The organism is Rhodococcus sp. USK10 (assembly GCF_019378875.1).
Classification (GTDB): domain Bacteria; phylum Actinomycetota; class Actinomycetes; order Mycobacteriales; family Mycobacteriaceae; genus Rhodococcus_F; species Rhodococcus_F pseudokoreensis.
This window is the reverse complement of the sequence record NZ_CP076048.1, coordinates 124251-141523: the sequence shown is the minus strand read 5'-3', so window position 1 is coordinate 141523 and position 17273 is coordinate 124251. Positions and strand designations below refer to the sequence as shown.

Genomic DNA, 17273 nt, shown 5'->3' with positions numbered 1-17273 from the left:
CGTATGTCGTCGGCACACCCGGCGACGTGGACGTTGCGGAGCTTCGCCGGCAGGCGTCGGAATCCCTACCGTCGTACATGGTGCCGTCCGCGATCACCGTGCTCGACGAGTTCCCGCTGAACACCAGCGGAAAACTCGATCGTCAAGCGTTGCCCGCTCCCGAATTCCACGGGAGCGCAACGGAGTACATCGCACCTCGAAACGAGGCCGAGCGCACCGTCGCGGCAGTGTACGCCGACGTGCTCGGTTCTTCGGGCCGGATCGGCGCGCACGACAACTTCTTCGATCTCGGCGGCAACTCGCTCTCCGTCACCCGAGTGGCGGCGCGGCTCGGTGAGTTGTCGGGCACCGGACTCTCGGTGCGCGATGTGTTCACCGCGCCCACCGTCGCGGAATTGGCGCTCCGTCTCGCCGAGCCCACGGCTGCAGCAGGTGCGCGCCCGGTGCTGTCCGGGATGCAGAGACCGGCCCGGATACCGCTGTCACCGGCGCAGCAGCGGATGTGGTTCATCAACCAGTTCGACCCGGCCTCGCCCGCGTACAACCTGCCGCTCGCGATCCGCATGTCCGGTGCTCTCGATGTGGCAGCGCTGTCTCAGGCACTCGACGACGTAGTCGGACGCCACGAGTCGCTTCGTACGGTTTTCCCCGACACGGAGGACGGACCCGCTCAGGTCGTCGTGGCCGCGCCAGATCTCTCGATGCCCCTCGAGGTCGTGGACGTGCCGGAAGGCGAGCTCGATTCCCGGATGATCGCGTTCTCCTCGCGCGGGTTCGACGTGTCCGAGGACTTGCCGGTACGGGCAACACTGTTCCGTACCGGTCCCGGCGAACACGTTCTGGCGATCACGCTGCATCACATCGCCGCCGACGGTTGGTCGTTCGGACCTCTCGGCGGGGATGTCATGACCGCGTACGCGGCCCGAGCAGAGTCCCGAAGTCCGGAGTGGATTCCGCTCGCGGTCCAGTATGCCGACTACAGTGTGTGGCACAGGGCGGTTCTCGGCAGCGAGGACGAGCCGGAGTCCCTCGCCCGACGCCAACTCGAGTACTGGACGCGGACGCTCGACGCTCTCCCGGACGAGCTGAAACTCCCCTTCGACCGCCCGCGCCGGACCGAGCAGTCGTACGCCGCGGGATCCGTGGGCTTCACCGTCACCCCCGAGATCCACCGCGGCATCGAGCGGTTGGCGCGTGAACACGGAGCCACTGTCTTCATGGTGGCGCACGCTGCCTTCGCGCTCCTGTTGGCCCGCTTGTCCGCGTCGGACGATATCGCCGTCGGCGCTCCGATCGCGGGCCGTGGCGAACGCGCTCTCGACAACCTGGTCGGAATGTTCGTCAATACGCTCGTGCTCCGCACGCGCATCGAGAGCACTGAGACGTTCGCGGAGTTGCTGACGCGGGTACGCGACGGCGACATCGGGGCATTCGGCCACGCGGACCTCCCCTTCGAGCGTCTCGTCGACGTTCTCGACCCCGTGCGGACGTCCGCGCATCACCCGGTCATCCAGACTGCGCTGTCGATGCAGCCGACGGCAATCGGCGACATCGAGCTCCCCGGACTCCGGGTGCGTGTCGAGGACATCGACGCGCGTGTCGCGAAGTTCGACCTGCAGCTGACATTGGGCGAGGACATCGATCCCGTGGGCGTTCCGTCGGGTATTCGCGCCGAGTTCACCTACGCCGCAGACTTGTTCGATCACGCTACAGTGCGCCGGTACGCGGTGCAGCTCGTGCGAATCCTCGAAACGGTGATTGCCGACCCGACCACGGTGGTCGGCGACGTGAATCTCCTCGACGACGCCGAGAGCGCCCGCCTGGCACCGGTTCGCGGGCCTGCGAGTCGACCCACTCGACTGCTGCCCGAAGTTCTCGCCGCGTCGGCGGCCGACCCGTCCGCGACTGCGCTCGTCTTCGGCGACCGTTCGATGACGTACGGAGAACTGGATCGGCGATCCAACCACTGGGCGCGCCAACTGATCGAGGCCGGAGCGGGCCCCGAGACATTCGTGGCCGTCGCACTCGCCCGGTCGATCGAATCGGTGCTCGCCGTCTGGGCCGTTGCCAAGACCGGTGCCGCGTTCGTGCCGGTGGATCCGAACTACCCGGCCGAACGGATCGCACACATGCTCGGCGATTCGGGGGCCGCGCTCGGCCTGACGACGATCGAGTTCCGAGGCGGACTACCCGACTCGACACAGTGGCTCGTGATGGACGATCCCCACCACACTGCGCTGGTGGCGGCCCAGTCCTCGGCCGCGGTGACAGCGGCCGATCGCCTCGGGCGGATGCACACGGACCAACTCGCCTACCTCATTTACACGTCCGGATCCACCGGACTGCCCAAGGGCGTCGCCGTCACCCACTCGGGGCTCGCGAACCTGCTGACCGAGCTGGCCGACGAATACGAGCTCACCGCCGACGCCCGTGTCCTGCACTTCGCCTCACCCAGTTTCGACGCCTCCGTGTTCGAGTATCTGATGGCCTTCTGCGGGGGTGCGACGATGGTTGTCGTTCCTCACTCGGTGTACGGCGGTACGGAGCTCGCCGAACTCCTGGGCGAGCAGAGAGTCACACACGCCTTCATCACACCGGCCGCGTTGGCGTCCGTCGACCCCACGGGACTCGACGCACTCGCCGTCATCGTCGTCGGCGGAGAGGCCTGGGGTGCCGACCTCGCCGAGCGCTGGGTACCGGGACGGGCACTGTTCAACGGATACGGGCCGACCGAGTCCTCGATGATGGTGACGCAGAGCGGACCGCTGATGCTCGGCGAGCGGATGACCATCGGCGCTCCCGTGCGCGGCGTCGAGGCTCTCGTTCTCGATGCGCGGCTGCATCCCGTGCCCCCCGGCGTGCCGGGGGAGCTGTACGTATCGGGGCCGGCGCTTGCCCGTGGCTACCACCAGCGACTCGGTCTCACCGCGGAGCGTTTCGTCGCGAACCCCCACGGTGCACCCGGTCGGCGGATGTACCGTACCGGCGACGTCGTCCGGTGGGTCGAGTCCCGCACCGGGACATACGTCATCGAATACTTCGGGCGCAGCGACTTCCAGGTGAAGATTCGTGGATTCCGTGTCGAACTCGGTGAGATCGATTCCGTGTTCCGAGCGCATTCTGCGGTCGGATTCGCCGCGACCGTCGCGCACGAGACCGAATCCGGCGTCACAGCACTGGTCACCTATGTGTGCGCTGCGCCGGGGAACGTCGTCGACGTCGCCGACCTGACCGCGTTCGTCGGCGGGGCGTTGCCGGCGCACATGGTGCCCGGTTCGATCATGGTTCTCGACTCGATCCCGCTGACACCGGCGGGCAAGCTCGACCGCCGCGCCCTCCCCGAGCCCGTGTTCGTGAGCCATACCCGATTCACCGCACCCGACACGGCGGACGAGCGCGCAGTCGCGGCAGCGTTCGCGGATGTGCTGGGCGAATCACGCATCGGTGTGGACGACGACTTCTTCGCTCTCGGCGGCAACTCGTTGTCCGCCACCCAGGTGGTGTCCCGGGTCGGTTCGGCGTTCGGCACCCATGTCTCCGTTCGCACGCTGTTCGACAACCCCACTGTGCGTCAACTCGTCTCCGCAATGGCCACGTCGCGGGCGGACGGGTCCTCGGGCCGGCCCGCGCTGACGCGCCGCGAACATCCCGGACGGATCCCGTTGTCGCTGGCGCAGCAGCGGATCTGGTTCCTCAACCAATACGATGTTTCGTCGTCTGCGTACAACATCCCGCTGGCCCTGCGGATGTCGGGCCGGATCGACGTCCCGGCCCTGCGTGCAGCGCTCGGTGACGTCCTGGAACGTCACGAGTCGTTGCGGACCGTGTACCCAGGTTCTGCGGACGGTGCGCATCAGGAGATCAGGCCTGCCGCCGCGGCAGAATTCGATCTCACACCGATCCGGACCGCGCCGGACCAGTTGATGCTCCGGATCGCCGAGTACGCCGTCGCCGGATTCGATGTGACCCGGGAGATCCCGTTCCGAATCCACCTGTTCCGGGAGAACCGTTCGGAACACGTGCTGCTGCTCGTCGCGCACCACATCGCCGCAGACGGATGGTCGTTCGGTCCGCTCGCCGCCGACGTGATGGCCGCATATGCATCCCGAGTGGACGGGCTGGCGCCGTCCTGGGAGCCTCTGCCCGTCCAATACGCCGACTACAGTGTGTGGCAGCGGGAACTGCTCGGCGCCGAGGACGATCCGGACAGTCTGTCCGCCAAGCAGATCGAGCGTTGGCGTGCGGCTCTGGACGGTGCGCCCGAGGCGCTCGATCTGCCTACGGACTACCCTCGCCCCGCGGTAGCGTCGCACCGCGGCGAACGCGTGGACTTCGAGATCGATGCCGGCACCCACCGGGGGCTGGTCGAGCGCGCCCAGAAGAGCGGCACCACGCTGTTCATGGTTGTTCATGCCGCGTTCGCGACGCTCTTGCACAGGCTCAGCGGCAGTACCGACATCGTGATCGGCACACCCGTCGCCGGCCGTGGCGACGAGGGACTCGATCCGCTCGTCGGAATGTTCGTGAACACCCTGGCCTTGCGCACACGGATTCACCCCGGCGAGCGTGTCGACGCACTCCTGGAACAGGTGCGCGATGTCGATCTCACGGCGTTCCAGGACACGGAGGTACCCTTCGACAGGCTCGTCGAGATCCTGCGTCCCACCCGGTCGTCCGATCGGCACCCGCTGTTTCAGGTGATGTTCGCCTTCCAGAACCTGCGACCGGTGACGCTGGAACTGCCGCAGTTGGTGGTGGAGGCCGTCGACTTCGATCCCCACGTCGCGAAGTTCGATCTGGATCTGGGGCTCGCCGAGATCGTGGACGACGCAGGAGACCACCACGGGATCTCCGGTGCCTTCACCTTCGCGTCGGAACTCTTCGAACGGGCCACTGTCGCGGGATTCGCGGAGCGATTCCTGCGGATCCTCGAGGCGGTCGCTACCGGCGACGACATCGCCGTCGGCGATATCGCCATCCTGGGTGCGGCCGAGCAACAGTCCCTCGCCCCGGTGTGGGGCGGGCCGCTGCTCGCGAACGCCACCCTGCCCGAGCTGCTCGTCGCGACGGCGGAACGGTATCCGGGCTCGACTGCGGTCGTCTTCGACGGTGTCTCGATCGATTACCGTGAGCTGGACCGGCGATCGACGCAGCTGGCACGTGCACTCGTCGGAATGGGTGTCGGCCCGGAAACCTACGTCGCGATCGCCTTGCCGCGCTCTGTCGAATCCGTGTTGTGCGTGTGGGCCGTTGCCAAGACCGGTGCGGCCTATGTTCCGATCGACCCCGGGCATCCGGTGGACCGCATCGCGCACATTCTGCGGGATTCGGGAGTGATCGTCGGTGTCACCGGTGCGGAGTTCGCCGAACACCTCCCGGGGGTGACCGACTGGCTCGTACTCGACGACCCGGAAGTGCTCCGCGAATTGTCCTCGGCGAGCACGGCGCCGATCGGGGATGCGGATCGCACCTGCGCTCTACATGTCGATCATCCCGCTTATCTCATCTACACGTCGGGTTCGACGGGACTGCCCAAGGGTGTGGTGGTGTCCCACCGGGGTCTCGCGAATCTCGCCGGCGCGTATACCGCCGCAGTGCGGGCCACCGAGAAGTCCCGGGTCGCGCACCTCGCGGCCCCGACGTTCGACCTGTCCGTCCTCGAACTGCTTCTAGCCCACACGTCCGGGGCCGCGCTGGTGGTCTGTCCGCCCGGTGTGTACGGCGGCGTCGAGCTACACGAGGTGTTGCAGTCCGAACGCGTCACGCACATGACCATCACGAATGCCGCTCTGGCGTCCGTCGATCCGGAGGGACTGGACGATCTGCGCTCGATCGTCGTCGGCGGCGACGCCTGCCCGCCGGAGACGGTGGCGCGATGGGCCGACCGACTCGACCTCGTCAACGGGTACGGTCCCACCGAAGTGACGGTGGGCGCCACGTTCACCTCGGTACTCGGCCAGGGCCGGGACATCACCATCGGCGGGCCGCTGCCCGGGGTCGCCGCCGTGGTTCTCGATTCGAGGTTGCGGCCCGTGCCGGTCGGTGTCGTGGGAGAGCTGTACCTGCTGGGACCGGCTCTGGCACGCGGATACCACGACCGTGCAGCGCTCACGGCAGACCGATTCGTGGCGAGTCCGTTCGAGGCCGCCGGTGCCCGGATGTACCGCACCGGTGACATAGTGCGCTGGCGCGCAGTACATTCCGGTGTGACCGGCAGCATGACCGACGGCACCCTTCCCGGGCATGCGATCGAATACCTCGGCCGCTCCGACCATCAGGTCAAGGTTCGTGGACTTCGTATCGAACTCGGCGAGATCGATGCCGCCCTGGGCGCACATCCCGATGTCGAATTCGCTGCCACCCTGGGCTACGAGTCGCCCTCGGAAACACGACTGGCATCGCACGTGCTGGTCGGTGCGGGCGCCGACCGTGATCCGGCGGCTCTGCTCGCGTTCCTGCGTCAGGCATTGCCTGGGTACATGATTCCGTCGGCGCTCGTGTTCCTGGACGCGATTCCGCTGACCCCGAACGGCAAACTCGACCGGGCCGCCCTGCCCGCGCCCGACTTCGGCGCGGCAGCCAAGGAGATCGTGTACCGGGCGCCGCGGAACCCCTTGGAGCGGTCGATCGCGGATGCGTTCACCGACGTGCTGGGCGGCACGGACATCGGCCTCGACACGGATTTCTTCGATGCAGGCGGCAACTCGCTCTCCGCGACCCGGGTGACCGCCCGGGTCGGCGCCGTGCTCGACATCCGGGTCACGGTGCGTGACCTGTTCGAAGCCCCCACCGTCCTCGCGTTGGCGGAGTCGCTGGCGCCGCGGATGTCCGGGGCCGGCGACGGCGCTTCCGCCGGACCAGCGCTGGTGCCGCCGCCGCGCCCCGACCGGATCCCGCTGTCGCTCGCGCAGCAGCGGATGTGGTTCCTCAACCAGTTCGAAACGTCCTCGCCCGCCTACAACATGCCCGCCGCGGTCCGGCTGACCGGCCTGCTGGACACGGCGGCGCTGGCCGCGGCGATCGGTGACCTGATCGCCCGGCACGAATCGCTGCGGACCGTCTTTCCCGATTCGCGGGGTGGCCCGCACCAGGTGATCCTCGAGCCCGAAGACTTCACCCCCGACATCGCACCGGTCCACGTGAGCGAGGCCGGGTTGCGCGCCGACCTCCAGGAATTCCTCCTGGCCGGCTTCGACGTGTCCCAGGCCGTGCCGCTGCGGGTGAAGGTGTATTCGCTCGGCGACACCGAGCACGTGCTCGCGCTCGTCGTCCACCACATCTCCGCCGACGGCGTCTCCATGGAACCGCTGATCCGCGACGTGATGATCGCCTACACGAGCCGCGCCGCAGGCCACCCGCCCGCCTGGGCGCCGCTGCCGGTGCAGTACGCCGATTACGCGCTGTGGCAGCGGGAGGTCGTCGGCTCCGAGTCCGAGCCGGGCAGCCTCGCCGCCGCCCAACTGGACTACTGGACCCGCACGCTCGCCGGTGTCCCGGACCAGCTGTACCTGCCCGGCGACCGGGGCAGGCCCGCGGTGCCGTCGCATCGGGGTGCGGCGACCCGTTTCACCCTGGACGCCGGCACGCACCGGGCCCTGGCCGAGCTGGCACGGACACACGGCGCCAGCATCTTCATGGTCGCCCACGCCGCGCTCAGCGTCCTCCTGGGACGCCTCAGCACCACCGCCGACATCGCCGTCGGCACCGCCGTCGCCGGTCGCGGGCGGGTCGAACTCGACGACATCATCGGCATGTTCGTCAACACCCTCGTCCTGAGGACCACCCTGGATCCGGGAGCGTCGTTCGTGTCGCTGCTCGAGCAGACGCGGGACGTGGACCTCGAGGCGTTCGCCCACGCCGACCTGCCCTTCGAGCGGCTGGTGGAGGTCCTGAGCCCGGTCCGCTCCACCTCGCACCACCCGCTGTTCCAGGTGGCGCTCGGTGTGCAGGCGGTGTCCGGCGGCGGACTGGAGCTGGACGGACTGTCGGTCGAACCGCTCACCCTCGATGCGAGCATCGCCAAGTTCGACCTGCACTTCACGCTCACCGAGCGGCTCGACGACACCGCCGAGCACGCGGGCATCGACGCCGAACTCATTTACGCCACCGACATTTTCGACGAGAGCACCGCCGCCGGGTACGCGACCCGGCTGCGCCGGATCTTCGAGGCCGTGGTCGCCGACCCGCAGCGGCCGATCGGCGACATTCCCGTTCTCGGCGAAGACGAACACGCGGCCCTCACCCCGGTCCGCGGCGCGGATCCGCGACCGGTGCAGATGCTGCCCGAGATCCTCGCCGACGCCGTCGCTGCGGCACCCGACGGCCTCGCCGTCGTCTTCGACGGCACCGGCCTGACGTACCGGGATCTCGACGAACGGTCGAACCAGCTGGCCCGGTTGCTCGTGGACAGGGGAGTGGGACCCGAATCCCGGGTCGCCCTGGCGCTGCCCCGGTCCTTCGAATCCGTGGTGGCAGTCTGGGCGGTGGCCAAGACCGGCGCCGCCTTCGTGCCCGTCGACCCCGGCTATCCCGCGGACCGCATCCTGCACATGGTGCAGGACTCCGGGGCGATGGTCGGGATCACCGTGTCCGGGAAGCGAGCACTGCTCCCGGAGTCGATCCGGTGGATGCTCCTCGACGACCCGGCACTCGAGGTGCGCTGCACCCACGAATCCCGGTTGCCGCTCACCAACCGCGACCGCATGCGGCCGATCCTGTCCGACCAGGTGGCGTACGTCATCTACACGTCGGGATCGACCGGCAGGCCCAAGGGTGTCGCGGTGACGCACCGCGGGCTGATGAACCTGGTGACCGACGAACGTGAGCTGCTGGGCGTGACGTCCCGTTCGCGGACACTGCATTTCGCGTCGCCGAGCTTCGACGCCTCCGTGTTCGAGATGCTGATGGCACTCGGTGCGGGAGCCACGATGGTCATCGCGCCGCCCACGATCTACGGCGGATCGGAACTCGCGGAACTGCTCGCGGCGGAACGCATCACCCATGCGTTCTCCACCCCGGCGGCGCTGGCGTCGGTGGACCACCACGGGCTCGACGACCTCGCCGTGGTCGTCGTCGCCGGTGACGTGTGCCCGCCGGAACTGGTCGCCCGCTGGGCGCCCGGACGCCGCATGGTCAACGCGTACGGCCCCAGCGAGGCGACGATCATGTCGTCCATCACCGAACCGCTCCACGCCGGCGAACCGGTCACCATCGGCGGCCCGAGCCGCGGGGTGCGGGCACTCGTGCTCGACGGGCGGCTGCGTCCGGTGCCGGTGGGGGTGCCGGGCGAACTGTACGTCGGGGGACCGAGCCTGGCCCGCGGCTACCTCGGACGGCCGGGACTGACCGCCGAACGCTTCGTCGCCGACCCCTACGGCGAGCCAGGCGACCTCCTGTACCGCACCGGAGACCTCGTCCGGTGGCGGGAGAACCGCGTCCTCGATTTCGTCGGCCGCACCGACCACCAGGTGAAGATCCGCGGATTCCGGATCGAACTCGGCGAGATCGACGCCGCCCTCACCGCACACCCGCAGATCGAGTACGCCACCACGATCGGCTACGAGCACCCGAACGGGGAGACCTCCCTCGTCGCGTACGTGCTGCCCTTCACCGGCGAGGACGTCGACCGCGTCGAGGTCGCGAATTTCGTCGGCCGCACCCTGCCCGCCTACATGGTTCCCGCGTCCGTCACCTTGCTCGACGCCCTGCCGCTCACCCCGGCGGGCAAACTCGACCGGGCCGCGCTGCCCGAACCCATCTTCGCCGCCGCGGCCACCACGTTCGAGGCGCCGAGGAACCCGATGGAAGTGATCGTCGCCGGCATCTTCGCGGACATCATCACCCTGCCCGAGATCGGCATCCACGACAGCTTCTTCGACCTCGGCGGCAACTCGCTGCTCGCCACCCAGGTGGTGTCGCGGATCAACGCCGCTCTCGACGTCCACGTCGGCGTCCGCGAAGTGTTCGAATCGCCGACCGTCGCCGCGCTCGCGGCCCGGATCACCGAGACCACCACCCACGGTGCGCGGCGGCCCGCGCTGACGGCGAGGGTGCGACCCGACCACATCCCGCTGTCGCTCGCCCAGCAGCGGATGTGGTTCATCAACCAGTTCGACACCGCGTCACCGGCCTACAACCTGCCGGTCGCACTCCGGCTGTCGGGCGAGGTGGACCTGTACGCCATGCAGATCGCGATCGCCGATCTGGTCGGACGCCACGAGGCGCTACGCACCGTCTACCCCGACTCCGCCGAGGGCCCGCACCAGGTGATCCTGCCCGCCACCGACGCGGTGCCTGACCTGACACCGGTGCCTGCGCACCCCGACGACGTCCTCGAACGGGTGCTCGCACTCGTGACGACGGGCTTCGACGTGACCTCGGACGTGCCGCTGCGGGCACGGATGTACCGGGTCGGCACCGACGACTACGTGCTCGTCATGGTCGCCCACCACATCTCGGGGGACGGCTGGTCGCTCGCCCCACTGGCCCGCGACGTCATGCTCGCCTACACCGCCCGCACCGAGGGGCACGTCCCCCTCTGGACGCCGCTGCCGGTGCAGTACGCCGACTACAGCCTGTGGCAGCGGGAACTCCTCGGCGACGAGGCCGACCCCGAATCGGTTGCTGCCGAACAGATCACGTACTGGACCCGCACCCTGGACGGTCTGCCGGACCGGCTGTCGCTGCCGACCGACCGCCCGAGGCCCGCGGTCGCATCCCACCGGGGCGCGCACGTGCCGTTCACCATCGACGCCGACACCCACCGCGCACTGCTGACGCTCGCGCGCGGCCGGAACGCCTCGCTGTTCATGGTGATGCACACCGCGCTCGCGGTCCTCCTCGCGCGACTGAGCAACGAATCCGACATCGCCGTCGGCGCGCCCATCGCCGGACGCGGTGAGGAGTCCCTCGACGAACTCGTCGGCATGTTCGTGAACACCCTGGTCCTGCGCACCCACGTCGACCTCGAGACTTCGTTCGCGGACAGCCTGAACGTCGCACGGTCCACCGACCTGGGCGCATTCGCGCACTCGGACATCCCGTTCGAGCGCCTCGTCGACGTGCTGAATCCGGCCCGTTCCCGCGCGCACCACCCGCTGTTCCAGGTGGCGTTCTCGTTCCAGAACCTCGCCACCGCCACACTCGAACTTCCCGGCCTGCATGTCGAGGGACTCGACGTGCCGAACACGATCTCCAACTTCGACCTGCACCTGACGCTGTCGGAGAAGCACGACGCCGACGGCGCCCCGGACGTGATCGAGGCCCAGTTCACCTACGCCACCGACCTCTTCGACGACACGACGGTCCGGGCGTTCGCGGAACGTTTCCTACGCATCCTCGGGTCGGTCGTGCGGGACCCGGACCTCGCCCTCGGTGCCATCGACCTCCTCGACGACGCCGAACGGCAGTCGGTGATCGCCGAATTCAACGACACCGCTGTCGATCTGCCGCAGACGACCCTCCCCGACCTGTTCTCCGCCCAGGTGGCGCGGACACCCGACGAACCCGCGGTGTTCTTCGAGGGCACCGAACTGACGTACGCCGAGTTCGACCGCCGTATCGACGCGCTCGCCCACCGGCTGATCGATGCGGGCGTGGGGCCGGAAACGGTGGTGGGACTGGCGATGAAGCGGTCGATCGAACTGCTCGCCGGGATGTACGCGGTGCTGCGGGCCGGTGGCGCCTACCTGCCGATCGATCTCGGTCATCCCGCCGACCGGCTGGCGTACGTGCTGGAGACGGCGCGCCCGGTGTGCATCCTCACCACGTCCTCGGACGGGTTCACCGCCGAGAACGTCCCCGTGCTCGAGATCGACACCCTCGACCTCGACCCGCGCGGATCGGTGACCGACGCGCAGCGGCGCGCCCCGCTACGGCCGGAAAACACGGCGTATCTGATCTTCACGTCCGGGTCCACCGGCCGGCCCAAGGGTGTCGCGGTATCGCACGCCGCCATCGCGAACCAACTCCGCTGGAAGCAGCACGAATACCCGCTCGACACCACCGACGCGGTCGTGCAGAAGACACCGGTCACGTTCGACCTGTCGGTGTGGGAACTGTTCTGGCCGCTGACGTCGGGGGCCCGGCTCGTCATCGCCCGCCCGGACGGTCACCGCGACCCGGCCTACCTGGCGGACCTGATGCGTCAGCAACGCGTCACGACAGCACATTTCGTGCCGTCCCTGCTGGAGGCGTTCATCCCGGCTGCGGGGGAACAGCCGGCTTTGCGTCGGGTGCTGTGCATCGGTGAGGCGCTGCCCGCCGACACCGCCGCCCGTTTCCGCCGCCGGTTCGGCTCCGTCGCCCTGCACAACCTGTACGGGCCCACCGAGGCCGCCGTGTCCGTGACCGCATGGGCGCACACCGACGACGACGCCGACACCGTTCCCATCGGCGGACCCGAATGGAACACGCAGGCGTTCGTGCTCGACGCCCGGCTGAACCCGGTCCCCGTCGGGGTCGCGGGGGAGCTGTACCTGGCCGGTGACCAGCTGGCCCGCGGTTACGTCGCCCGCACCGATCTGACCGCCGAGCGCTTCGTCGCCAACCCGTTCGGCGCACCCGGTTCACGGCTGTACCGCACCGGTGACGTGGTCCGCTGGCGCGTCCGGGACACCAAGGGGGTCCTCGAGTACCTCGAGCGCTCCGACTTCCAGGTGAAGGTCCGCGGATTCCGCATCGAACTCGGCGAGATCGAATCCGCCCTGGTGCGGTCCGCCGGGGTGGGGCAAGCCGTCGTGGTCGCCCACCGGAACCCGCACACCGGGACCGCCCTAGTCGCCTACGCGGTCCCCGAGGACGGCGCGACCGTCGACCCCGGCGCGGTGCTCGCCGACGTCGGCGCCGCGGTGCCGAGCTACATGGTGCCCGCCGCCGTCGTCGTGCTCGCGGACCTGCCGCTGACCGCGAACGGAAAACTCGACCGCAAGGCGCTCCCCGCACCCGACTTCGCTTCGACGGCAGTCGAATACCGTGCACCCGCCACACCCACCGAGGAGATCGTCGCCGCCGTGTACGCCGACGTGCTCGGCGTCGAGGAGGTCGGGACCGGCGCGAACTTCTTCGACCTCGGCGGCAACTCCCTCGTCGCCACCCGGGTGGTCGCCCGGCTGTCCGAGACGCTCGGTCGGCGCGTCGAGATTCGGTCCCTGTTCGAGGCGCCTGCCGTCGGCACGCTTGCGGCGCTGCTGGATTCGACGGACGCGACCGCCCCCACGCGCCCGGCGCTGACCCCGGCAGTGCGCCCCGAACGGCTCCCACTGTCCTCGGCGCAGCAACGGATGTGGTTCCTCAACCGGTTCGACCCGAACTCCGCCGTGCACAACATTCCCGTCGCGGTCCGGCTGTCGGGCGTCCTGGACGTCGCCGCGCTGCAACACGCGGTCACCGACGTCCTCCACCGCCACGAGTCGCTGCGGACGATCTACCCGGACTCCGTTGACGGCCCGCACCAGGTGATCCTGCCCGCCGAGGGGGCCGGGGGCGCAGCGTCCGTCGTCCCGACCGACGAGACCGCACTGCCCGCCCTGATCGCCGACCTGGTGACCACCGGATTCGACGTCACCGCGGAGGTGCCGGTGCGGGTCCGGATCTTCCGGATCTCCGCGACGGAACACGTCCTCGCCGTGGTGGTCCACCACATCTCCGGCGACGGCTGGTCGATGGCGCCGATGGTGCGGGACGTGATGGCGGCGTACTCGGCGCGGTCGGCGGGCACGAGCCCGGACTGGGCACCGCTGCCGGTGCAGTACGCCGATTACGCACTGTGGCAGCGAGACCTCCTCGGCGACGAAACCGATCCCGACTCGGTGGCGGCGCGGCAACTCGCGTTCTGGACACGGGCCCTCGCAGGAGCTCCGGATCAGCTGGATCTGCCCACCGACCGGCCGCGTCCAGCGGTCGCGTCGTACCGGGGCGGTACCGTCGACTTCAGCGTGCCGTCCGATCTGCACGGCTCACTGCTGGGTGCGGCGCGGGACGCGAACGCCTCCGTGTTCATGGTGGTGCACTCGGCGCTCGCGGTGCTGCTGAGCCGGCTCGCCGGTTCCGCGGACATCGCCATCGGAACCCCCGTCGCGGGACGCGGTGAACGCGAACTCGACGACCTGATCGGCATGTTCGTCAACACGCTGGTCCTGCGACAGCACGTCGACGGTGGGCGCACATTCGCCGAACTCCTCGCCGATGTGCGCGAGACCGATCTCGCCGCGTTCTCGCACGCGGACGTCCCGTTCGAGCGCCTCGTCGAGGTCGTCAATCCGTCGCGGTCCACCGGGCGGCACCCCCTGTTCCAGGTGATGCTCACGTTCCAGAACCTCGACCAGGCGACCCTGGAACTCGGCGACCTGTCGGTGAGCGGTGTCGACTTCGACGTGGACATCGCCAAATTCGACCTGCAACTCACCCTGATGGAGCAGTTCGACCCCGAGGGATGCCCCGACGGGATCGCCGCCCGCCTCACGTACGCCGCCGACCTGTTCGACGAGCCGTCCGCGCACGTGTTCGGGCAGCGGTTCCTGCAGGTGCTGCGCGCGGCGGTCGACGGTCCGGACACCGCAGTCGGCGACCTCGACATCCTCGGCAGCGGCGAACGGAAGCAGATCGCCGGCACCCACGACACAGTGCACCCCGTCCCGGCCGGCACCCTCGCGTCGCTGCTCGACACGGCGGTGGCGACGAACCCCGACCGGATCGCGGTGGCCTTCGACCGGGACGAACTGACGTACGCGAACTTCGACGCCCGCGTGAACAGGCTGGCGCGCCGACTGATCGAGCAGGGCGTCGGCCCCGAGTCGGTGGTGGCGGTGGCGATGCGCCGCTCGATCGATCTGCTCGTGGGAATCCATGCCGTCGTCAAGGCGGGCGGCGCCTACCTGCCGATCGATCCCGACCATCCGGCCGAGCGCACCGCGTACGTACTCGACACCGCACAGCCCGCGTGTGTGCTGGTCAGCGGCGTCGGACTCGCCGACAGCGGCTCGGCCCCCGTCATCGACGTCGCCTCCGAGGACCTCTCCCGGCACGGCAGTGCGCCCGTCACCGATCGGGACCGGCTCCGGCCGCTGTCCGCAGCGAACACGGCGTACGTGATCTTCACGTCCGGCTCGACGGGCCGGCCGAAGGGCGTCGCGGTCACCCACGGAGCGATCGTGAACCGGCTGCTGTGGATGCAGCACGAATACGCCCTGACCAGCGCGGACGTTGTTCTGCAGAAGACGCCCGTGACGTTCGACGTGTCGGTGTGGGAGCTGTTCTGGCCGCTGCAGGTCGGGGCGTCCCTGGTGATCGCCGCACCCGACGGACATCGCGATCCGCGGTATCTGACCGGGCTGGTACAGGAACGTCACGTGACGACCATCCACTTCGTGCCGTCCATGCTGTCGGTGTTCACCGCCGAACCCGATGCGGCGCAGTGTGATTCGTTGCGTCTGGTGTTCTGTTCGGGGGAGGCGCTGACGCCGGAACAGGTGTCACGGTTCCGGGCGGTCAGCGGTGCGGATCTGCACAATCTGTACGGGCCGACGGAGGCCGCGGTCGACGTGACGCACTGGGAAACCAGTGCGTCCGACACGCAGTCTGTCCCGATCGGTCGTCCGGTGTGGAACACCCAGCTGCATGTGCTCGATGCCCGGTTGCATCCGGTGCCGAACGGGGTGGCGGGGGAGCTGTACCTCGCGGGCGACCAGTTGGCGCGGGGGTACCTCGGCCGCGTCGATCTCACCTCGGATCGGTTCGTGGCGAACCCCTACGTCGCAGGTGGGCGGATGTACCGGACGGGCGATCTGGTGCGACGCCGCGGCGACGGGGCTCTGGAGTACCTGGGGCGTACGGACTTCCAGGTGAAGTTGCGGGGTCAGCGGATCGAGTTGGGGGAGATCGAGTCGGCCCTGGAGACGCATCCGGATGTCACGCAGGCGGTCGTGGTGGTGCACCGGGACGAACGCGGCGAGGAAGCCCTCGTCGCCTACCTGGTGGGACGACGCGCGACCGAGTGGTCGGACGTGCGCGCACACCTGTCGACCCGACTCCTGTCGTACATGATCCCGGCGTACGTCGTGCACCTGGACGCGCTGCCGCTGTCGGTGAACGGCAAACTCGACCGCAAGGCCCTGCCTGCACCGGAGGTCCGCTCGGCCGCCGCCGAGTATCAGCCCCCACGGACCGCGGCTGAACGGGCCGTCGCCACCGTATTCGGCGAGGTCCTCGGCATCGACCGGGTCGGAGCCACGGACAGCTTCTTCGATCTCGGCGGCAACTCCCTGATCGCCACCCGCGCCGCGTCCGCGCTCGGGTCCGAACTGGGCATCGACTTCCCGCTGCAGTGGATGTTCAGCGACCCCACACCGCGGTCGCTGGGGCAGCGCATCCAGAATGCGGCGACCGACGGAACGGACGGTGCCGGCACCTCGCTCGACGTGCTGCTCCCGATCCGCACCCGAGGGGCGGCGGAACCGCTGTTCTGCGTTCACCCGTTCATCGGGCTCGCGTGGAGCTACGCCGGGCTGAGCCGGGAACTGACCGAGGACCGGCCGATCTACGGGCTGCAGTCGCCGGCGCTGACCGAGGACGCGCCGCACCCGGAGACGATCACCGACTTCGCGGATCGCTACGTCCGCGAGATCCGCTCGATCCAGCCGCACGGCCCGTATCACCTGGTGGGCTGGTCACTCGGCGGGGTCATTGCTCACGAGATGGCGGTGCAGTTGCAGGAGGCCGGCGAAGAGGTGCGTCTGCTCGGGCTCCTCGACAGTTATGTCGGACTCGACCGCAGCGTGGAGAACGCCGCGACCACCGCGGATCTCCTCGGCGGCGCCGGCCTGCACCTACCCGACGACGGTGTTCTCGACGAACTCGCGCCCGGCGGGCAGTTCGACGCCGATCGGGCGGCCGCGCTGCTCCGGGTCGTCGGCGGTCCGCTGGCAGCACTGACCGCCCCGGAACTCGGCCGGATCTACGGCAACGCGCTGCGGGCCCCCGACCTGATCGACGAACACCGGCCGAGAGTGTTCGACGGCGAACTCGTGTTCTTCACCGCCGCCCTCGACGACGGCTTCCACGTCGACCCGGTGACCTGCTGGGGCCCGTTCGTCCGCGGCAGGATCGACGAGCACCCGGTGGACGCGACGCACTGGACGATGACGACACCGGACGCTCTCGCCGCGATCGCGCCGCACCTCGAGCGTTCGCGTCGCAGGCCGCGGCACGCCGCGCCCGACACCGGCAGGGACGCCGACCCCGACGACAGCGAGAACCGGCCGCACTCGGTGCGCTGA

At 69.2% G+C, this 17273-nt stretch carries 1 protein-coding gene (only partly in view); it reads left to right on the top strand.

Features of this window, described 5'->3' with window-relative positions:
- Positions 1-17273, top strand: partial view of a non-ribosomal peptide synthase/polyketide synthase gene (locus tag I1A62_RS07470; RefSeq protein ID WP_219458383.1) — the 3' portion only. Its footprint begins 13774 nt before the window's first position; the window shows 17273 of its 31047 coding nt (coding positions 13775-31047); its start codon lies beyond the left edge, outside the window; its stop codon occupies positions 17271-17273.